General features: G+C 67.6%; 22 protein-coding genes and 1 pseudogene. 17 read left to right on the top strand and 6 right to left on the bottom strand.

Features of this window, described 5'->3' with window-relative positions:
- Positions 1-672, top strand: a 672-nt coding sequence (locus A5686_RS17015) for a crotonase/enoyl-CoA hydratase family protein (RefSeq protein ID WP_067936578.1), incomplete at its 5' end; no start/stop codon positions are given.
- Positions 673-691: 19 nt separating this feature from the next.
- Here the strand turns inward: A5686_RS17015 and A5686_RS17010 are convergent.
- From A5686_RS17010 to A5686_RS17000, 3 genes are all read right to left on the bottom strand, one after another.
- Positions 692-1,420 carry a DUF732 domain-containing protein gene (locus A5686_RS17010; RefSeq protein WP_067936593.1) on the bottom strand — a complete coding sequence of 243 codons (729 nt, stop codon included), beginning with the start codon at positions 1,418-1,420 and terminating at the stop codon, positions 692-694.
- A gap of 170 nt (positions 1,421-1,590) precedes the next feature.
- On the bottom strand, positions 1,591-2,082 hold the full coding sequence (locus tag A5686_RS17005) for a DUF3060 domain-containing protein (protein ID WP_067936575.1): 492 nt from the start codon (positions 2,080-2,082) through the stop codon (positions 1,591-1,593).
- Positions 2,083-2,124: 42 nt separating this feature from the next.
- On the bottom strand, positions 2,125-2,502 hold the full coding sequence (locus tag A5686_RS17000; RefSeq protein WP_067936572.1) for a DUF3060 domain-containing protein: 378 nt from the start codon (positions 2,500-2,502) through the stop codon (positions 2,125-2,127).
- 196 nt (positions 2,503-2,698) lie between these two features.
- On the opposite strand from A5686_RS17000, the gene A5686_RS16995 reads away from it, so the two are divergent.
- The 9 genes from A5686_RS16995 (at position 2,699) to A5686_RS16955 (ending at position 11,985) form a co-directional block, all read left to right on the top strand.
- Positions 2,699-3,343 (top strand): TetR/AcrR family transcriptional regulator, encoded by a 645-nt coding sequence (locus A5686_RS16995; protein WP_067936569.1) that lies wholly within the window; start codon positions 2,699-2,701, stop codon positions 3,341-3,343.
- Between the two features lie 258 nt (positions 3,344-3,601).
- A complete protein-coding gene (rpsL, locus tag A5686_RS16990) occupies positions 3,602-3,976 on the top strand; it encodes a 30S ribosomal protein S12 (RefSeq protein WP_007767794.1) in 375 nt (124 codons plus the stop codon).
- On the top strand, positions 3,976-4,446 hold the full coding sequence (rpsG, locus tag A5686_RS16985; protein ID WP_007767793.1) for a 30S ribosomal protein S7: 471 nt from the start codon (positions 3,976-3,978) through the stop codon (positions 4,444-4,446). Before rpsL ends, rpsG begins: the two co-directional genes overlap by 1 nt.
- A gap of 85 nt (positions 4,447-4,531) precedes the next feature.
- Positions 4,532-6,637 carry an elongation factor G gene (fusA, locus tag A5686_RS16980; protein WP_067936567.1) on the top strand — a complete coding sequence of 702 codons (2,106 nt, stop codon included), beginning with the start codon at positions 4,532-4,534 and terminating at the stop codon, positions 6,635-6,637.
- A gap of 163 nt (positions 6,638-6,800) precedes the next feature.
- A complete protein-coding gene (gene tuf / locus A5686_RS16975; RefSeq protein ID WP_067936564.1) occupies positions 6,801-7,991 on the top strand; it encodes an elongation factor Tu in 1,191 nt (396 codons plus the stop codon).
- A 162-nt stretch (positions 7,992-8,153) separates the two neighbouring features.
- Complete coding sequence (locus tag A5686_RS16970; protein WP_067936562.1) at positions 8,154-8,915, top strand: PE family protein; 762 nt, start codon at positions 8,154-8,156, stop codon at positions 8,913-8,915.
- 90 nt (positions 8,916-9,005) lie between these two features.
- On the top strand, positions 9,006-9,854 hold the full coding sequence (locus A5686_RS16965; protein WP_067936560.1) for an SHOCT domain-containing protein: 849 nt from the start codon (positions 9,006-9,008) through the stop codon (positions 9,852-9,854).
- Between the two features lie 90 nt (positions 9,855-9,944).
- The gene (locus A5686_RS16960; RefSeq protein ID WP_067936557.1) at positions 9,945-10,772 is read left to right on the top strand and encodes a mycofactocin-coupled SDR family oxidoreductase; all 828 of its coding nucleotides are present in this window, start codon (positions 9,945-9,947) and stop codon (positions 10,770-10,772) included.
- A 25-nt stretch (positions 10,773-10,797) separates the two neighbouring features.
- Entirely contained in the window at positions 10,798-11,985 is a 1,188-nt protein-coding gene (locus A5686_RS16955; RefSeq protein ID WP_067936554.1) for an NAD(P)/FAD-dependent oxidoreductase, read from the top strand.
- 21 nt (positions 11,986-12,006) lie between these two features.
- Here the strand turns inward: A5686_RS16955 and A5686_RS16950 are convergent, their stop codons facing one another.
- Positions 12,007-12,834: an inositol monophosphatase family protein gene (locus A5686_RS16950; RefSeq protein ID WP_067936590.1), complete on the bottom strand. Its 828-nt coding sequence runs from the start codon at positions 12,832-12,834 to the stop codon at positions 12,007-12,009.
- Positions 12,835-13,031: 197 nt separating this feature from the next.
- Here A5686_RS16950 and A5686_RS16945 point away from each other — a divergent pair.
- Positions 13,032-13,292: pseudogene (locus A5686_RS16945) on the top strand (aldo/keto reductase); the annotation flags it as partial.
- A 54-nt stretch (positions 13,293-13,346) separates the two neighbouring features.
- On the opposite strand, the gene A5686_RS16940 reads toward A5686_RS16945, so the two are convergent.
- Complete coding sequence (locus tag A5686_RS16940) at positions 13,347-14,393, bottom strand: DUF2332 domain-containing protein (RefSeq protein WP_067936549.1); 1,047 nt, start codon at positions 14,391-14,393, stop codon at positions 13,347-13,349.
- On the bottom strand, positions 14,390-14,983 hold the full coding sequence (gene mftR / locus A5686_RS16935) for a mycofactocin system transcriptional regulator (RefSeq protein WP_067936587.1): 594 nt from the start codon (positions 14,981-14,983) through the stop codon (positions 14,390-14,392). Before mftR ends, A5686_RS16940 begins: the two co-directional genes overlap by 4 nt.
- A 101-nt stretch (positions 14,984-15,084) precedes the next feature.
- On the opposite strand from mftR, the gene mftA reads away from it, so the two are divergent.
- The 6 genes from mftA to mftF all read left to right on the top strand — a co-directional run bounded on the left by mftA (position 15,085) and on the right by mftF (position 20,188).
- Positions 15,085-15,174: a mycofactocin precursor MftA gene (mftA, locus tag A5686_RS16930; RefSeq protein ID WP_067936546.1), complete on the top strand. Its 90-nt coding sequence runs from the start codon at positions 15,085-15,087 to the stop codon at positions 15,172-15,174.
- The gene (mftB, locus tag A5686_RS16925; RefSeq protein WP_197520607.1) at positions 15,159-15,485 is read left to right on the top strand and encodes a mycofactocin biosynthesis chaperone MftB; all 327 of its coding nucleotides are present in this window, start codon (positions 15,159-15,161) and stop codon (positions 15,483-15,485) included. The genes mftA and mftB overlap by 16 nt, the downstream gene beginning before the upstream one ends.
- A complete protein-coding gene (gene mftC / locus A5686_RS16920; RefSeq protein WP_067936540.1) occupies positions 15,482-16,693 on the top strand; it encodes a mycofactocin radical SAM maturase in 1,212 nt (403 codons plus the stop codon). The genes mftB and mftC overlap by 4 nt, the downstream gene beginning before the upstream one ends.
- Before the next feature lie 2 nt (positions 16,694-16,695).
- Entirely contained in the window at positions 16,696-17,883 is a 1,188-nt protein-coding gene (mftD, locus tag A5686_RS16915) for a pre-mycofactocin synthase MftD (protein WP_067936538.1), read from the top strand.
- Positions 17,884-18,047: 164 nt separating this feature from the next.
- Positions 18,048-18,779, top strand: coding sequence for a mycofactocin biosynthesis peptidyl-dipeptidase MftE (mftE, locus tag A5686_RS16910; protein WP_067936535.1), 732 nt, complete (start codon positions 18,048-18,050; stop codon positions 18,777-18,779).
- Positions 18,776-20,188, top strand: a complete 1,413-nt coding sequence (mftF, locus tag A5686_RS16905; protein WP_067936532.1) for a mycofactocin biosynthesis glycosyltransferase MftF — start codon at positions 18,776-18,778, stop codon at positions 20,186-20,188. Before mftE ends, mftF begins: the two co-directional genes overlap by 4 nt.
- Position 20,189 lies beyond the last annotated feature (1 nt).

Below are 20,189 nucleotides of genomic sequence, written 5' to 3'. Positions count from 1 at the left end.
GCCGCGCTGCACTCGGCGTTCGAGGAGTTCGACCGCGACGACACCGCATCGGTGGCGGTGCTGTGGGGCGATAACGGAACATTCTGCGCCGGAGCGGATTTGAAGGCCTTCGGCACACCCGACGCCAACGCCGTGCATCGCACCGGCCCCGGCCCGATGGGCCCGACGCGGATGGTGCTGTCCAAACCCGTTATCGCCGCGGTCAGCGGCCACGCCGTCGCGGGAGGTCTGGAGCTGGCCACCTGGTGCGACCTGCGGGTGGTCGAGGAGGACGCCGTGTTCGGCGTGTTCTGTCGGCGCTGGGGGGTTCCCCTCATCGACGGTGGCACCGTGCGGCTGCCGCGGCTGATCGGACACAGCCGCGCAATGGACATGATCCTTACCGGCCGCGGCGTCCAGGCCGAGGAAGCTTTGGCGATCGGGTTGGCGAATCGAGTAGTCCCCAAGGGCCAGGCGCGTCAGGCCGCCGAGGAATTGGCCGCGCAACTGGCGGCGCTGCCGCAGCAATGCCTGCGCTCGGATCGGCTCTCGACGCTACACCAGTGGGGGACAACGGAATCCGACGCGCTCTACTTCGAATTCGCCAGCATCTCCCGCGTCGCCGCCGAGGCGAACGAGGGGGCCGCACGGTTCGCCGCGGGGGCGGGCCGACACGGCGCGTCGGCCGGATAGACCACGCGCGGCTCCAGCGTTAAGGTGCCAGCCTCACCCGGCCCGGCGGCGTGGGCGGCGACTCCGGACCGCGCCCGCCACCGCCGCCGTCGGGAGGGCCCCCCGGCGCGGCCGCGGCCGGCGGCTCCTGTTGCGGTCCCGACGGCGGCTCCTGCTGCTGCGGCGGCGGCTGTTTCGGTGGCGGCGGTTTCACCACCGGCTGGGGTGGCGTCATGATTTGAACCGTCGGCGGCGGGGCCGGCGGGAGCTGCGGTGGGTCCGGCTGGCCGGTCTCCCCCGAGGGAAACTGCCGCGCCAGGGCGGCGTCGCGCGTGTGCGCGGTGCCCCGCTGCGTCGAATCCTGCGATCCGGGCACGGGATTCGCCATGGCCGAGATGGAAGCGATCTTCGCTTGATTGTTCGGACAGTAGGCCTCGACCGCGGCGGAGATGAATCGGGCAACTGTGCGCATGACGCGGTCGGGAGGGTATGGGCCGCCGCCCGAATTGGCATTGAACGCCCGTTGCTTCATGTCGTCGACCACGCCGTCGACCGGCATTCCGCCGTCGAGTTGGCGACAAATCCGGTGGGCGGTGGCGATGAGGCTCGGCACATTCTCGAGGGCGGGGATTTGCTTTTGGTCGAGCAGTGCCAAGAACTGGTCGTCGGGGTTGGGGTCGGCCGTCGCCGTGCCGCGGGGCAGCATGACGACGCCGGTCAGTACCACGAACGTCGTGACCAGGGCGCTGGCGTGGTTGGTGCTGAACATGGCGAGATTCCGTTCTGCCGGCACGATCATATGCCGCGCCTTTGCGCGCGGCACCTCGAGCGGCAGAGAAAATGGTTGTGGTGCAACCGCAAAGCTGCGGGCATCCTGACCGCTCCGCGGCGCCGACCACCGCCGCACCGGTGAAAACCGATGCCGGCGAACGAATCCGGTCAGCCGCCCTTGTTGATCGTGTTGCCCGAACCGAGTTCGTCGACCTTGGGGTTACCGTCCTTGTAGGTGATGGTGTTGTCCATCCCTAGCACGGTGATGCGGGTGTTCACCTTGTCGAAGGTGATCTTGTTGTTGGCGCCGGTGATGGTGGCGGTCTCGCAGGCGCCCGTGACGGTCAGCGTGTTATCGGACCCGCCGACGTTCAGCGACTTGCCGCTGGCGCAGTCCAGGGTGGTGGTGGTGCCCATCGATCCGTAGTTCATCGTGTTGCCGATCTCGATGGAAGCGGTGGTGCTGGCCCCGCTCGATCCCGTCGTCGGGGCGGCTCCGGCACTGGTCGTTGCGCTGCTGCTTTTCGTGGTGGTCGTCGTCGAAGAGCCCGCCGGCGGGTTGGCCGTCGAACTGCAGCCGGCCAGCACAACGGCGGCGGCGGCCGGCGTCACGGCGAGCACTGCCAGGCGCAGCGAACGGTTACGGATGTAGGCGGACATGGTTCCTCGATTCTTGATCGGATGATGGTCGGGTGCCGTGGTTTAGCCCGGCACCTGCTGGAGCCGGTTGGTCATGCCCAGTTCGCGGCCGCGGTCCCAGAGGGCGGGCTGACCGCCCTTGTAGAACACCGTCTCGTTGTAGCCGTACACGGTGATGTCGTGTGACACCGAGTCGGCGATAACGGTGTTCCCCGAACCCATCACCGTCACCGCGTAACAGTTGCCCAGCGCGGTGACGGTGTTGCCGGTGCCGTTGACCATCAGCGTGGCGTCGTTGCAGTCGATCGTCTGCTCGGTGTCCTGTCCGACGATGTGGGTGTCACCGTTCTTGGCCTGCGCGACGCGCGGCGGGCCGGCGGCAATGGCGACGACGGTGATGGCACAGGTGGCCAGTGACCCGGCGACAGTCGTCCACTTCACTGCGGGCCCCCTCTTGGACGGGTCGGCTGCTCGAAACGAGGCAAGCATGACATTACGTGCATTTGCGCGCCCGGTGGCAGACTTTGAATTCCTTTGCCGGCGCTCACATCGCCGCCAATGGGATTAGTGTCTGAACGGGCGTCAACTAGAGTCATTAGTTAACCGCAATCCATTCACGCGATCGAAGGGCGACGCCATGGCAGCTCCACCGGATCCGCCGTCGGCGGTCGGGCGCCAACGCGCGGGACGGCCCGCCTCCCGTCCGGCCAAGCTGAGCCGGGACGGGATCATCGACGGCGCCCTGACGTTTTTGGATCGCGAGGGCTGGGACGCGCTGACCATCAACGCGCTGGCGATGCAGCTGGGCACCAAGGGGCCGTCGCTGTACAACCACGTCGACAGCCTGGAAGACCTGCGCCGCGCGGTGCGGATTCGAGTCATCGACGACATCATCACGATGCTCAACCGCGTGGGCGAGGGCCGTGCCCGCGATGACGCGGTGCTGGTGATGGCCGGTGCCTACCGCAGCTACGCCCACCACCATCCCGGCCGCTACTCGGCCTTCACCCGCATGCCGTTGGGCGGCGACGATCCGGAATACACGGCTGCGACCCGCGGCGCGGCGGCACCGGTGATCGCCGTGCTGTCCTCCTACGGTTTGGACGGCGAGGCGGCCTTTTACGCGTCCCTCGAATTCTGGTCCGCCCTGCACGGCTTCGTTCTGCTGGAGATGACCGGCGTGATGGACGAGATCGACACCGACGCGTTGTTCTCCGACATGGTGCTGCGGCTGGCGGCGGGCATGGAGAGGCGCACCGCCCCCGATGGTGCCCTTCACTAGCCCGCGCGCTGCCGCCGTCGCTTTGACCTGCGAGACCGGCGGCGGGTATTGTGGTCCCTCGTGCCTGGCGGCTTACGGCGCCTAACCGTAAGGGAGTGGATGCCGGGCGAATTCGCGTGTCCACGAAGCATCGGACCAGGTCCGGTGCGCAGCGCATGCGACACACCCGGGCGCGGGGTGATGCGGCCGGACATAACTGCAGTACACAGACTTGAGAACGCTCGAAGTATGCCGAACACGAACACAGAAAGCCGGTAGATGCCAACCATTCAGCAGCTGGTCCGCAAGGGTCGCCGCGACAAGGTCGCCAAGGTCAAGACCGCGGCCCTGAAGGGCAGCCCGCAGCGCCGTGGCGTATGCACCCGCGTGTACACCACCACCCCGAAGAAGCCGAACTCGGCGCTTCGGAAGGTCGCCCGCGTGAAGCTGACGAGCCAGGTTGAGGTCACCGCCTACATCCCCGGCGAAGGCCACAACCTGCAGGAGCACTCGATGGTGCTGGTGCGTGGTGGCCGTGTGAAGGACCTGCCCGGTGTCCGCTACAAGATCATCCGCGGTTCGCTCGACACCCAGGGTGTCAAGAACCGCAAGCAGGCTCGCAGCCGTTACGGCGCCAAGAAGGAGAAGAGCTGATGCCGCGCAAGGGGCCCGCGCCCAAGCGTCCGCTGGTCAATGACCCGGTATACGGGTCGCAGCTGGTGACGCAGCTGGTGAACAAAGTTCTGCTGGACGGGAAGAAATCGCTGGCCGAACGCATTGTTTATGGAGCGCTGGAAAATGCCCGGGAAAAGACAGGTACCGACCCGGTGATCACGCTCAAGCGCGCAATGGACAACGTCAAGCCCTCCCTCGAGGTGCGCAGCCGCCGCGTCGGTGGCGCTACGTACCAGGTCCCCGTCGAGGTGCGTCCGGATCGCTCCGTGACGCTGGCTCTGCGTTGGTTGGTCAGCTTCTCCAAGCAACGCCGCGAGAAGACCATGGTCGAGCGGCTGGCCAACGAGATCCTGGATGCCAGCAATGGCCTCGGTGCCGCGGTGAAGCGGCGCGAGGACACCCACAAGATGGCCGAGGCCAACCGCGCCTTCGCGCACTATCGCTGGTAGGGACCCCAACAGCGCCAACGGCAGGGTGGCCGGGCGTGAACCGACAGCGAACCAACCAAGCAATCGAAAGAGTGGGAAGACTTCTGTGGCACAGAAGGACGTGCTGACCGACCTGACCAAGGTCCGCAACATCGGCATCATGGCGCACATCGATGCCGGCAAGACGACGACGACCGAGCGCATCCTCTACTACACCGGTATCAGCTACAAGATCGGTGAGGTGCACGACGGCGCCGCCACCATGGACTGGATGGAGCAGGAGCAGGAGCGGGGGATCACCATCACCTCCGCGGCTACCACCTGCTTCTGGAAAGACAACCAGATCAACATCATCGACACCCCTGGGCACGTCGACTTCACCGTCGAGGTGGAGCGCAGCCTGCGCGTCCTCGACGGCGCCGTGGCCGTCTTCGACGGCAAGGAGGGTGTCGAGCCGCAGTCCGAGCAGGTCTGGCGGCAGGCCGACAAGTACGACGTCCCGCGCATCTGCTTCGTCAACAAGATGGACAAGATCGGGGCCGACTTTTACTTCTCGGTGAAGACCATGGAGGAGCGGCTCGGCGCCAACGCCATCCCGATCCAGCTGCCCGTCGGCTCCGAAGGGGACTTCGAGGGCATCGTCGACCTGGTCGAGATGAACGCCAAGGTATGGCGCGGCGAGACGAAGCTGGGCGAAACCTACGACACCATCGAGATCCCGGCCGAGCTGGCCGAGAAGGCCGACGAGTACCGCACCAAGCTGCTCGAGGCCGTCGCCGAGACCGACGAGGCGCTGCTGGACAAGTACCTCGGCGGCGAAGAGCTCACGGTCGAGGAGATCAAGGGTGCCATCCGCAAGCTGACCATCAGCTCGGAGGCCTACCCGGTGCTGTGCGGCAGCGCCTTCAAGAACAAGGGCGTGCAGCCGATGCTGGACGCCGTCATCGACTACCTGCCCTCGCCGCTGGACGTGCCGCCGGCCCTCGGCCACCTGCCGGGCAAGGAGGACGAAGAGGTCACCCGCAAACCGGCCACCGACGAGCCTTTCTCCGCGCTCGCGTTCAAGGTCGCGACCCACCCCTTCTTCGGCAAGCTGACCTACGTCCGGGTGTACTCGGGCAAGGTCGACTCCGGCAGCCAGGTCATCAACGCCACCAAGGGCAAGAAGGAGCGGCTGGGCAAGCTGTTCCAGATGCACTCCAACAAGGAGAACCCGGTGGAGACCGCCTCGGCGGGTCACATCTACGCGGTGATCGGGCTCAAGGACACCACCACCGGTGACACCCTGAGCGACCCGAACCAGCAGATCGTGCTGGAGTCGATGACCTTTCCCGACCCGGTCATCGAGGTTGCCATCGAGCCCAAGACGAAGAGCGACCAGGAGAAGCTGTCGCTGTCGATCCAGAAGCTCGCCGAGGAAGACCCGACCTTCAAGGTGCACCTGGACTCCGAGACCGGCCAGACCGTCATCGGCGGGATGGGCGAGCTGCACCTGGACATCCTGGTGGACCGCATGCGCCGCGAGTTCAAGGTCGAGGCCAACGTCGGTAAGCCGCAGGTGGCTTACAAGGAGACCATCCGGCGTGCGGTGCAGAACGTCGAGTTCACCCACAAGAAGCAGACGGGCGGCTCGGGCCAGTTCGCGAAGGTCATCATCAACCTGGAGCCGTTCACCGGCGAAGACGGCGCGACCTACGAGTTCGAGAACAAGGTCACCGGTGGCCGCATCCCCCGTGAGTACATTCCGTCGGTGGACGCCGGAGCCCAGGACGCGATGCAGTACGGCGTGCTGGCCGGCTACCCGCTGGTGAACTTGAAGGTCACCCTGCTCGACGGGGCGTTCCACGAGGTCGACTCGTCGGAGATGGCGTTCAAGATCGCAGGTTCACAGGTGCTGAAAAAGGCAGCGCAGCAAGCGCAGCCGGTCATCCTGGAACCGATCATGGCCGTCGAGGTCACCACGCCCGAGGACTACATGGGCGACGTGATCGGCGACCTGAACTCTCGCCGTGGCCAGATCCAGGCCATGGAGGAGCGCAGCGGCGCACGCGTCGTCAAGGCGCACGTGCCGCTGTCGGAGATGTTCGGCTACGTCGGCGACCTGAGGTCCAAGACTCAAGGCCGGGCGAATTACTCCATGGTGTTCGACTCGTACGCCGAAGTGCCGGCGAACGTGTCGAAGGAGATCATCGCGAAAGCGACGGGCCAGTGACCGTAGACCGCGGCGAGTAAGCGAGGCTTACGAGCAAGGAGTCGAACGGCCTGCGCGGCCAGCGGAGTAATCTTGCCGGGTCATTGGAATGCCTTGGACGCGGCACAACTGAAAACACCAACACTGCTTTAACAAGCACCAACTAGTCCAGGAGGACACAGAAGTGGCGAAGGCGAAGTTCGAGCGGACGAAGCCGCACGTCAACATCGGGACCATCGGTCACGTTGACCACGGCAAGACCACGCTGACCGCGGCTATCACCAAGGTTCTGCACGACAAGTACCCGGACCTCAACGAGTCCCGCGCGTTCGACCAGATCGACAACGCGCCCGAGGAGCGTCAGCGCGGTATCACCATCAACATCTCCCACGTGGAGTACCAGACCGACAAGCGGCACTACGCCCACGTCGACGCCCCGGGTCACGCCGACTACATCAAGAACATGATCACCGGCGCGGCCCAGATGGACGGCGCGATCCTGGTGGTCGCCGCGACCGACGGCCCGATGCCGCAGACCCGCGAGCACGTGCTGCTGGCGCGTCAGGTGGGCGTGCCCTACATCCTGGTCGCGCTGAACAAGGCCGACATGGTCGACGACGAGGAGCTGCTCGAGCTCGTCGAGATGGAGGTCCGCGAGCTGCTGGCCGCCCAGGAGTTCGACGAGGACGCCCCGGTGGTGCGGGTCTCGGCGCTCAAGGCGCTCGAGGGCGACGCCAAGTGGGTGGAATCCGTCGAGCAGCTGATGGAGGCCGTCGACGAGTCGATCCCGGACCCCGTTCGCGAGACCGACAAGCCGTTCCTGATGCCGGTGGAAGACGTCTTCACCATCACCGGGCGTGGCACGGTGGTCACCGGTCGTGTCGAGCGTGGCGTGATCAACGTGAACGAGGAAGTCGAGATCGTCGGCATCCGCCCGTCCAGCACCAAGACCACGGTCACCGGTGTGGAGATGTTCCGCAAGCTGCTCGACCAGGGGCAGGCCGGCGACAACGTCGGGCTGTTGCTGCGTGGTATCAAGCGTGAGGACGTCGAGCGCGGTCAGGTCGTGACCAAGCCGGGCACCACCACGCCGCACACCGAGTTCGAGGGCCAGGTCTACATCCTGTCCAAGGACGAGGGCGGTCGGCACACGCCGTTCTTCAACAACTACCGCCCCCAGTTCTACTTCCGCACCACGGACGTGACCGGTGTGGTGACGCTGCCGGAGGGCACCGAAATGGTGATGCCCGGTGACAACACCAACATCTCGGTCAAGCTGATCCAGCCCGTCGCCATGGACGACGGTCTGCGGTTCGCGATCCGTGAGGGTGGCCGCACCGTCGGCGCCGGCCGGGTCGTCAAGATCATCAAGTAATTTCGACGCATCGCAAAGCCCGGATTGCCGACTCGGCAATCCGGGCTTTGCGCGTTAAGACCGCGGCCCGCACCAAAGCGCGGGACAGCATGCGGCAGCGACGCCACCTGGTTTAGGATTTGCCCATATTTTTCCTGACCGTGGCGTTGCGGGGGGTGGCCGATGTCGTTCGTGCAAGCGACGCCCGAATTCGTCGCGGCTGCGGCGGGGGATTTGGCCAGGATCGGGTCGACCATCAGCTCCGCCAACACCGCCGCCATGGGTCCGACATCCAGCGTGCTGGCCCCCGGCGCCGACGAGGTGTCGGTGAGTATCGCCGCCCTCTTCGATGCGCACTCCCAGGTCTATCAGGCGCTCAGCGCCCAGGCGACCGCGTTTCACAGCCAGTTCGTCCAGCTGATGCACGGCGGTGCGGCGCAGTACGCGTTCGCCGAGGCCGCCAACGCCGCGCCCCTGCACACCGTGGCGGCCCCGGCATCGGTGGCCGCGCAGGTGCCGGCGGTGAGTGCCGCTGCCGCAGGTACGTCCGGGCCGGCCGCGCCGGCGGGACCGCTGGCCGCGGCGGTGGCGCCGGCGGCGGCAGCAGCGACGCCGGCACCGGCCGGCACGCCGGCTGCCGCGGCTCCCGCGGGATCGGCGACCCTGGTCTCGGCCACCACGCCGGCCGGCGCGGCGCGGGTGGCGACGCCGGCCTACACTCCGGCGAATTCTGCGGCCGTCGTCCAACCCGCGGCGTCGGTGGCGACACCGGCCGGCCCTCCCGCGGCCGCCCCGCTGACCGGAGTGCCGGCGCAGACCTCTGCGGCCCCGACGGTGCCGGTATCGGCGCGCACCGTGCCGCAGGCCGCGGCCGATGCGCAGCAGGCGCAACCGGCGGGCACGCCGGTCAAGCGGGTGCCGGTGGTGCCGCCCGAACCGCTGTAAGCGGCCCGACGCGGTTTGCGCGTACCGCACGCGCCGCGACTCCCGCGGCGCTAATCTGACACGGATTCGCAGTAAGCCGAGGAGGGGCATGTGTTAGCGCGCTACCTGAAGGCACAGTTGGTGGTTTTGCTGTGCGGCGGCCTGGTCGGACCGATCTTCTTGGTCGTTTACTTCACCCTGGGGCTCGACAACCTGCTGCAGTGGATGCTCTACGTCGGCCTGCTGATCACCGTGGCCGACGTGCTGGTCGCGCTCGCGTTGGCGAACTACGGGGCGAAGTCGTCGGCCAAGGTGGCCGCGCTCGAGCAGAACGGCGTCTTGGCGCTCGCTCAGATCACCGGGATCAGCGAGACGGGGACGTGGGTGAACAACCAGCAGGTCGTCAAGGTGCGTCTGCACATCGCCGGCCCCGGGATCCTGCCGTTCGACAGCGAAGATCGGGTGATCGCCAGCGTCACCCGGCTGGGCAACCTCAACGCCCGCAAGGTGGTGGTCCTGGTCAACCCCACCACCAGCGAATATCGAATCGACTGGGAGCGAAGCGCTTTGGTCAACGGCCTGGTGCCGGCGCAGTTCACCGTGGCCGAGGACAACAAGACCTACGACCTGAGCGGTCAGGCGGGCCCGTTGATGGAGATCCTGCAGATCCTCAAGGCCAACAACGTGGCGCTCAACCAGATGGTCGACATCCGGTCGAATCCGGCCCTGCGTGCCCAGATCCAGGCGGTGGTGCGGCGAGCGGTCGAACAGCAGGCCCCGGCCGCGCAACCGGCAGCGGCCGCCGCACCCGGCGCGGCACCTGCGGCGGCGGCGGTCGTCACGCCGCCGGAACCGTCGATCGCCGCGCGGTTGCAAGAGCTGAAGGACTTGCACGCCAGTGGGGCGCTGACCGACGCCGAATACACCAGTCGGCGCGCGTCGATCATTTCCGAGATCTAAGAGCTCGTCCGGCGCCGCCGGGCGAATTAGAACACGTTTCAGTTGCGCTGCTAGCCTGGCTTGGTCTATCGGCGGTCGAAGGGGTTACACGTGACTGGACAGGCCGGATCACTGCAGGGACGGGTCGCATTCATCACCGGGGCCGCCCGCGGGCAGGGTCGCTCGCACGCGGTGCGGCTGGCCCGCGAGGGCGCCGACATCATCGCGCTGGACATCTGCGCGCCGGCGTCCGCCAGCGTGACGTACCCGCCGGCCACCCGGGAGGACCTCGACGAGACCGCCCGCCTGGTGGAGAACGAGGGACGCAAGGCCTTACGGCGCGAGGTCGACGTCCGCGACGACGCCGCGCTGCGGGATCTGGTCGCCGACGGGATCGAGCAGTTCGGGCGGCTCGACGTCGTGGTGGCCAACGCCGGAGTGCTGAGCTGGGGTCGCATTTGGGAGCTCACCGACGAGCAGTGGGACACGGTGATCGGCGTCAACCTAACCGGCACCTGGCGCACGCTGCGCGCCACGGTGCCCGCGATGATCGAGGCGGGAAACGGCGGCTCGATCATCGTGGTCAGCTCCTCGGCGGGCATCAAGGCCACCCCGGGCAACGGCCACTACTCGGCGAGCAAACACGGACTCACGGCGCTCACCAACACGCTCGCCGTCGAGCTTGGCGAATTCGGCATCCGGGTCAACTCGATCCACCCGTATTCGGTGGACACCCCGATGATCGAACCCGAGGCGATGATGGAGATCTTCGCCAGGCACCCGAGCTTCGTCCATAGTTTTCCGCCAATGCCCGTGCAGCCCAACGGCTTCATGGCGGCCGACGAAGTGGCCGATGTGGTGGCGTGGCTGGCCGGCGATGGCTCGGGCACACTCACCGGAACGCAGATCCCCGTGGATAAGGGTGCCCTAAAGTACTGACCGGCGATCGTGCTAAGAACTCCACGTGAGTAGTGACGAAAGCGCCAACGGCGGGATCGTGATCGTCGGCGGCGGATTGGCCGCGGCCCGCACCGCCGAGCAGCTGCGGAAAGCCCAGTATTCCGGACCCATCACGATCGTCAGCGACGAGGTTCACCCGCCCTACGACCGCCCGCCACTATCCAAAGAGGTACTGCGCAAGGAGGTCGACGACACCGCGCTCAAACCGCGCGAATGGTACGACGAGAACGACATCACCCTGCGGCTGGGGTCGGCCGCGAGAAGCCTGGACACGGTGGCGCAGACGGTGACTCTGGACGACGGGACGACGGTGGGCTATGCCGAACTGGTCATCGCCACCGGCCTGGTGCCGCGGCGCATTCCGGCGCTGCCGGATCTCGAAGGCATCCGCGTGCTGCGGTCAGTCGACGAGAGCTTGGCGCTGCGCGAGCACGCGTCCGCGGCGCAGCGCGCAGTGATCATCGGCGCCGGCTTCATCGGCTGTGAGGTCGCGGCCAGCCTGCGCAGCCTGGGTGTGGACGTGGTGCTGGTGGAGCCGCAGCCGACGCCGCTGGCCGCTGTGCTCGGCGAGCAGATCGGCGAGCTGGTGGCCCGGCTGCACCGCGCCGAAGGGGTCGACGTTCGCCTCGGCGTCGGGGTGGCGCAGGTGCGCGGCGATTCACACGTCGAGGCGGTCGTGTTGAGCGACGGCACCGAACTGCCGGCCGACATCGTGGTGGTAGGCATCGGGTCGCGCCCGGCGACCGACTGGCTCGAGGGCAGCGGCGTCGAGGTCGACAACGGCGTCATCTGCGACGAAGCCGGACGCACCAGTGCGCCGAATGTGTGGGCGCTCGGGGACGTTGCATCGTGGCGTGACGCGACGGGACACCAAGGGCGCGTGGAACATTGGAGCAATGTCGCCGATCAGGCACGGGTGGTCGTCCCTGCGCTGCTGGGTCAGGACGTGCCGTCGGTGGTCGTCGTCCCGTACTTCTGGAGCGACCAATACGACGTCAAAATCCAGTGCCTCGGTGAGCCCGAAGCCGACGACATCGTCCACCTCGTCGAGGATGACGGCCGCAAGTTCCTGGCCTACTACGAACGTGACGGGGCGCTGGTCGGGGTGGTCGGCGGCGGGATGCCGGGCAAGGTCATGAAGGTTCGTGCGAAGATCGCCGCGGCCGTGCCCATCGCCGAAGTACTAGGCTGACGCGGACTTTCGCACCCGGCGCTAGCCGACGGCGGTCGCGTACCGGTCGCCGGGGACCTCGGTGTTGCGGATCACCGTGGCGAGCTGCTCGGCGATACCGGGTGCGGCGACGATCGTGGACGCCGAGCTGTAAGTGTGCGGGCTGCCCTGCGCGTCGGTGAGCTGCGCCCCGGCCTCGCGGGCGATCAGCGTCCCCGCCGCGGTGTCCCAGGACTTGTTGGACATCATCACGCAGGCGTCCAGGGCGCCCTCGGCGACGAAGGCGAGGTCGAGGGTTGCCGCGCCGATCATCCGGATTCGTTCGACGCGGGGCACCAGCTCGGTCGTGAGCGCCAGCCGGTGCTGATTGAGCCGGCCGGCATCGTGACCCACGGCGTAGTCGCCGAGGGACACGATGGCGCCGCTGAGGCTGTCGGTTGCGCTGGCGGTGATTCGTTGCCCGTTGACGAACGCGCGTTTGCCTTCGACGGCGTGGTACGTCCTGCCGAGCAGTGGAGCGTGGGTGACGGCCACCACGGCGCGACCGGCATGCAGGAGGGCAAGCGATACCGCGCACAGCGGCAGGCCGTGAACGAAGTTGGACGTCCCGTCGATCGGGTCCAGAACCCACAGCCACTCGGATGTTTCGATGTGCGGCTGATGTTCGGATTCTTCGGCCAGCAGCGCGATATCGGGCGTGACCTGCGCGAGGTAGGTGGCGATATCGCGCTGGATTGCCAGGTCGACGTCGGTGACCGTATCGCGGTCACCCTTGTGCAGTACCGATCGTGGCTGCGACTTCTTGAGGGTGGTAGCACCGATTTGTGTTGCCTGCCAAGCAATTTCGAAAAGTGCTTGCATAGTCTTCATAGACGGCTTTGCCTCGCTTCCAGCGTTGGCGTGCGTTCGGCGTTCGTCGAGCATAAAGGATCGGCGAGTCCGCCTCGCGCGCGCCCCGTCAGATACCGGAGATCGAAAGCACTTAGATCATCGAGCTTTTCGCTCCGGTGATACACCTCCCGAACTTCAACGTCTCGAAGACCGAAGGGTGCGGCACTGTATCCAGCGTCACACAATTGCCATCACCGGCAACGCCAAAGGCATTGTGCTGGACCGCCCAGTACGGTCGCACGCCCGCGCAGGTGCTGCTCCGGTGGAACTTGCAGCTGGACAACGTCGTGGTCTCGCGGTCGTCCAAACCCGAACGCGTCGCCCAGAACCTGGACGTGTTCGACTTCACCTTGGACCCCGAGCACATGGAGGCCATCGAAGGATTGCATGACGGCACCCGCGTGCTGCACGATCCGATGACTTTCATGGGGACCTAGTCCCATCCGGCGGCTGAAACGCCGGACGACGCTTCGGCATTCGGCCGCGCCGGTTTATCGCCAATCCACCGGCGGGCCGTGCGGATGGCATTCGCCCAGCACCCGCGGCTCGCCCTGCGGCCAGACGCGGGCCCGCACCACGAACTTGATCGGTGCTCGCGGCCCGGCACGCGCGGGCTCCATCGTGAGGTGGGCGAACGGCGAGCGCGCCTCGGCGCGTCGAGCGAGCGCGTCCACGTGTGCGCGCACCGCGCCGCGTTCGTCATAGGACAGATACTGCCAGGTGATCGAATGCCACAGGACGGTCAGCGCACCGTCGGCCAGCGTCAGGCCGGCGACCGCGTCGGCCGCCGTCCGGCGCTCGAGCGAGGCCGGGACCCGGCGGGCGACCTCGATGGCGCCGCGCAGCCGCACCAGCCGGGCGCCCTGGTCGGGCCAGACATAGCTCAGCACGGTCATCTCCCCGTCGGCGTCGCGCACGTCGATGGGCGCGATGTCATACCCATGCCGCGCGACGATCCGCAATTCCCGCCGCGGCGGGAGGGCGCCGCGCCACGCATCCTCGATGGTCACCGGCGAGTCGGGCGGCCCCCACCGGCCACCGGCGAAGCCGTAGCTGTAGTGATCCCCGCGCAGGTTCAACCCCGCGCTCGATCCGATCTCGAAAAGCCTTACGGGCAAGTCGAATCCGTGGTTGATGTGCAATAGTCCGCCGATCAGGGCGGCGGATCGGCCCACCTCGTTGGTCTGCGGTGGCTGGCACAGCGCCGCGCGCAGCACGTCGACGTGACCGGCGGCGGTGTCCAGGATCTCCGGCCAGGCGGATCTGGCATCCCAGGCACCCCCGGTGCTGGGGTAAAAGCGACGCAACCGCTCCGCCCGGCCGTCGAGCACCAGCCTGTGCAGCCCGCCGAGCAACCTCAGCGGCACCGCGTCGCGCGCCGGCGCGTCTTCGCGCCCGGACAAGACGGTCGCGAAGACGCCGCCGGCTTCGACGTCGCCGGCCACCAACTCGAACAGCTCGCCATACATCCGTGAGCCCGACGAGGCGCAGAACCTGCCCTGTGACCGCAGGGTGTGTACCAGGTGCTCGGGCGTCACCGGCTCAACCCGTCCAGCCCGGCGCCGACGACGTCGAAGGCTTGGCCCAGGGCGACCGGCAGCGGGACGGATTCATCGCTCAGCCAGTGTTCGTAGGCCGACAAGGCCACCCCGAGCATCGTCCAGGCGACGGTCTGGGGCGCCAGATCGGTGATCTTGCAGTCCAGGCGACGTGCCACGAACCCGGCGATCACCTCGCGCCAGCCCGCATACATCGTCATCGAATACGCTTGCAGCTCAGCGGTTTGCAGGATCACCCGCATGCGCCGGCGATGCCGGGCCATCTCGGATTCGTCAAACGTGTTGAATGCCAACAGCGCAGCGCGCAGCGCATCACCCAGGCGCACGTCAACACCGACGTTGTCGAGCAAATCACGTAGGTGGGCAAGGTGGTTGTCGAAGTCGCCCCAGGGAATGGCGTTCTTGGACGCGTAATACCGGAACAAGGTCCGCCGGGATATACCGGCGGCCTGGGCGACGTCGTCGACGCTCACGTCGGCGAAACCGCGTGCCGTGAACATGTCGATGGCCACGTCGGTGATGTGGTGAGGGGTGGTCGAGCGGCGCCTGCCCACCCGCGGATGCGGCACCATCGGACCCTGCCCTTCCATTTCGGCACTCGATGCCATATTCTGGCGCCGAGTGTGACTCAGACCCCATCGTTGTCAAGACCGGACGAAAGGCAAGCCCCGTGGACCACGAGACCGAAACCGACCCTGCACTCGTGAACGAGACCCTGGTCGAAGAAGTGTCCATCGACGGCATGTGCGGGGTCTACTGACCGTGGCCGCGCCCGCGCAGGCACGGACGGTAACCTCGTTCGATCCTGATCGCGGCTGGCGATTGCACCCGCAGGTGGCGGTTCGGCCGGAACCGTTCGGCGCGCTGCTCTACCACTTCGGTACCCGCAAGCTGTCGTTTCTGAAGAACCGCACGATCCTTGACGTGGTGCAGTCGCTGGCCGACCATGCCGACATCCGGGCCGCCTGCCGCGCGGCGGGGGTGGACGACGCGGCGCAGGCGCCGTATCTGCATGCGCTGGGTGTGCTCGTCGAGTCCAACATGCTGGTGCCCCGGGAGGACCATCAATGACCGCACCATCGCAGTCGCCCGTGCCGCGGCTGATCGAGCAGTTCGAGCACGGGCTGGACGCGCCCATCTGCCTCACCTGGGAGCTGACGTACGCCTGCAACCTGGCCTGCGTGCACTGCCTGTCGTCATCGGGCAAGCGGGATCCGCGAGAACTGTCCACCCGCCAATGCATGGACATCATCGATGAGCTGGAACGCATGCAGGTGTTCTATGTCAACATCGGTGGCGGGGAACCCACTGTGCGTCCCGACTTTTGGGAACTGGTCGACTATGCCACCGAACATCACGTCGGCGTGAAGTTCTCCACCAACGGCGTCCGGATCACACCCGAGGTCGCCGCGCGGCTGGCGGCCAGCGACTACGTCGACGTCCAGATCTCGCTGGACGGCGCCACCGCCGAGGTCAACGACGCCGTCCGCGGACCCGGCTCGTTCGACATGGCGATACGCGCGCTGGAAAACCTTGCCGGCGCCGGTTTCTCCGACGCCAAGATCTCGGTGGTCGTCACCCGGCACAACGTCGACCAGCTCGACGAATTCGCAGCCCTGGCAAGCCGTTACGGCGCCACGCTGCGGATCACCCGGCTCCGCCCATCGGGGCGTGGCGCCGATGTCTGGGAAGAGCTGCACCCCACCGCCGACCAGCAGGTCCAGCTGTATGACTGGCTGGTCGCCAAGGGTGAGCGGGTGCTCACCGGCGACTCTTTCTTCCACCTGGCCCCGCTCGGCCAATCCGGCGCCCTGGCGGGCCTGAACATGTGCGGCGCGGGTCGCGTCGTGTGCCTGATCGACCCAGTCGGGGACGTCTACGCCTGCCCGTTCGCCATCCACGACCGCTTTCTGGCCGGAAACGTGTTGTCGGACAGCGGTTTCTCCAACGTCTGGAAAAACGCCCCGCTGTTCCGCGAGCTGCGCGAACCCCAGTCGGCGGGCGCCTGCGGCAGTTGCGGGCACTACGACAGCTGCCGCGGTGGATGCATGGCCGCCAAATTCTTCACCGGCCTGCCGCTGGATGGACCGGACCCCGAATGCGTCCAGGGCCACAGCGTGACGGCGCTGGCGCATGACCGCGAGGCGCCGCGCCCCCGGGCCGATCACTCCCGCGGCAAGCGCATCCGCCAACCGGTGCCGCTCACGTTGTCGCTGCGACCGCCGGCGGTCACGCCCGCCGCGCCGCCGGCCCGCATGTGTAACGAAAGCCCGGTGTAACCATGGCGGACGCATGGTTTGAAACCGTCGCCATCGCGCAGCAACGCGCCAAGCGCCGGCTGCCGAAATCTGCCTATTCGTCGCTGATTTCGGCCAGCGAAAAGGGAGTCACGGTCTCCGACAACGTGGCAGCGTTCAGCGAGCTCGGGTTCGCGCCGCACGTCATCGGTGCGCAGGAGAAGCGTGATTTGTCGACCAGTGTCATGGGACAAGACATTTCGTTGCCGGTGCTGATCTCACCGACGGGCGTACAGGCGGTGCACCCCGATGGTGAGGTCGCCGTGGCGCGGGCCGCCGCCGCCCGCGGCACCGCCATGGGGCTGTCTTCGTTCGCCAGCAAGCCGATCGAAGAGGTCATCGCGGCGAACCCCAAGCTGTTCTTCCAGGTGTACTGGCTGGGTGACCGCGACGCGATCGCCGCGCGGGTCGAGCGCGCCCGCGCGGCCGGGGCGGTGGGGCTGATCGTCACCACCGACTGGAGCTTCTCGCACGGCCGGGACTGGGGCAGCCCGGCGATCCCGGAGAAGATGAACTTCAAGACCATCGTCAAGATGAGCCCGGAGGTCATCACCAAGCCGCGCTGGTTCCTGCAATGGGCGAAGACCATGCGGCCACCGGAGCTGCGGGTGCCCAACCAGGGCCGCCGGGGCGAGCCCGGCCCGCCTTTCTTTCAGGCGTACGGGGAGTGGATGGGCACCCCGCCGCCGACCTGGGAGGACATCGCCTGGCTGCGCGAACTGTGGGGCGGGCCGTTCATGCTCAAGGGGGTCATGCGCGTCGATGATGCGAAAAAGGCGGTGGATGCCGGGGTTTCGGCCATTTCGGTGTCGAACCACGGCGGCAACAATCTGGACGGCACGCCGGCCTCGATCCGCGCCCTGCCCGCGGTGGCCGCAGCCGTCGGCGATCAGATCGAGGTGCTGCTCGACGGCGGTGTCCGGCGCGGCAGCGACGTCGTCAAGGCCGTGGCGCTGGGAGCGCGTGCGGTGATGATCGGCCGCGCCTACCTGTGGGGGCTGGCCGCGGCCGGCCAGCCGGGTGTGGAGAACGTCCTCGACATCTTGCGCGGCGGTATCGACTCGGCGCTAATGGGCCTCGGGCTGTCCTCGGTGCGCGATCTCGGACCCGACCACATTCTGGTGCCGCCCGGCTTCGCCCGGGCGCTGGGCGTGGCCCCGGGCGGCGCGTAGCGAAAGCCTGGCCATCCCGGGCGGATAAATCCGGATTAAGTGACGGCTGCGCAAATCGTGGTACGGGCGGGGTAACCGTGACGGACGAGCCAACGATTCGAACGCCCGGTGAATGGCCGGAGAAAAAAAGTTATTTTCAAGCCTCAACAATTGGTGCACGCCAGGTGAATTCGTCCTACCATCACCGAGTGTCCGTACTCGGCGACTTGGGAACCGCGACGTCGAGCCAGCTATCAAGCATGTCGGCGTCGGTATTGGTTCCGCTGGGGTCGACCGAACAACACGGTCCGCACCTGCCCCTGGACACCGACACCCGGATCGCGACGGCGGTCGCCGGCGACGCTGCGCCGCGCCTCGGCCACGAGTGGCTGGTGGCGCCGCCCATCGCCTATGGCGCCAGCGGCGAGCACCAAAGTTTCGCCGGAACGATCTCGCTGGGCACCGAGGCGCTGACGCTGCTGCTGGTCGAGTACGGCAGGTCGGCGGCCGGCTGGGCCCGTCGCCTGGTCTTCGTCAATGGTCACGGCGGCAACACCGCGGCGTGCCGCGCGGCGGTGGCCAAGTTGCGCGCCGAGGGCCGCGACGCCGGCTGGTGCCCCTGCCTGTCCGCCGGCGGGGACGCCCACGCCGGCCATACCGAAACATCACTGTTGCTGCACATCTCGCCGGCCGAGGTGCGCAGCGATCGGTGGGTGGCCGGCAACACCGCACCACTGCCCGAGCTGCTCGGGCCGATGCGGCGCGGGGGAGTCGCGGCGGTCAGCCCGGTCGGCGTGCTGGGCGACCCGACCACGGCCACCGCCGCCGAGGGCAAGCGGATCTTCACCGAGATGGTGCACGGGTGTATCCGCCGGATCATCCGGTGGCGGCCCGGGCCCGACGGGATGCTGACATGACCGCGCCCCGGTTGCCGGACGGGTTCGCCGTTCAGGTCGACCGCCGCGTGCGGGTGCTCGGCGACGGCTCGGCGCTGCTCGGCGGTTCGCCGACCCGGCTGCTCAAGTTGGCCCCCGCCGCCCAGGACATGCTCTCGGACGGCCGGCTGAAGGTGCGCGACGACCTCAGCGCCCAACTCGCCCGCACCCTGCTGGACGCCACGGTGGCGCATCCGCGGCCAGCGGGTGGTCCGTCGCACCACGACGTGACAGTGGTAATTCCGGTGCGGGACAACCTTTCTGGTGTGCGCCGCCTGGTCAGCTCACTGCGTGGCCTGCGCGTCGTCGTGGTGGACGACGGCTCGCTGCCGCCGGTCGAACCGCAGGACTTCGTCGGCGCGCACTGTGACATCGAGGTGCTGCGCCACCACCGCAGCAGGGGCCCGGCGGCGGCCCGCAACACCGGTCTGCGGGCCTGCCGGACGGACTTCGTCGCCTTCCTGGATTCCGACGTCGCACCGCGCCGGGGCTGGCTGGAGGCCCTGCTCGGTCATTTCTGCGATCCCACGGTCGGCCTGGTCGCGCCCCGCATCGTCGGCCTGTCGCACAGCGAGAACGCGGTGGCGCGCTACGAGGCGGTGCACTCCTCGCTCGACCTCGGCGAGCGCGAGGCGCCGGTATTGCCGCACAGCACGGTGTCCTACGTGCCCAGCGCCGCGATCATCTGCCGGTGCTCGGCGATCCGGGGGGTCGGCGGGTTCGACGAGACCCTGCAGTCCGGTGAGGACGTCGATCTGTGCTGGCGGCTCATCGAGGCGGGCGCACGGCTGCGCTACGAGCCGATCGCGCTGGTCGCTCACGACCACCGCACCGAGTTACGGGATTGGCTTGCGCGCAAAGCGTTTTACGGCGGCTCGGCGGCCCCGTTATCCGTACGCCACCCGGACAAGACGGCGCCGGTGGTGATTTCCGGCTGGGCACTGATGACGTGGATCCTGATGGCGTTCGGGTCCACCCTGTCGCGGCTGGTGTCCATCGTCTTCGCCGTGCTGACCGGTCACCGGATCGCGCGGGCGATGCGCAGCGCCGAGACCTCGATGGCCGATGTCGCGACGATTGCGGGCCGAGGCCTGTGGTCGGCTGCGCTGCAGCTGGCGTCGGCGCTGTGCCGGCACTACTGGCCGCTGGCGTTGGTGGCCGCGGCCATGTCGCGTCACTTCAGGCGGGTCGTTGTGGTCGCGGCCGTCATGGACGGGGTGGTCGACTGGCTTCGCCGCCGCGACGCCATCGGTGACGATGTGGAACCGATCGGACTGCCGACCTACCTGGTGCTCAAACGCGTCGACGACCTGGCGTATGGGCTCGGGTTGTGGTGGGGTGTGCTACGGGAGCGCAACGCGCGCGCCCTGAAACCCCAAATCCGGACTTAAC

The organism is Mycobacterium sp. E2479 (assembly GCF_001667925.1).
Taxonomy (GTDB): Bacteria; Actinomycetota; Actinomycetes; order Mycobacteriales; family Mycobacteriaceae; genus Mycobacterium.
Note: the sequence above shows the minus strand (reverse complement) of the source record. Positions and strands in the feature narration are given on the sequence as shown.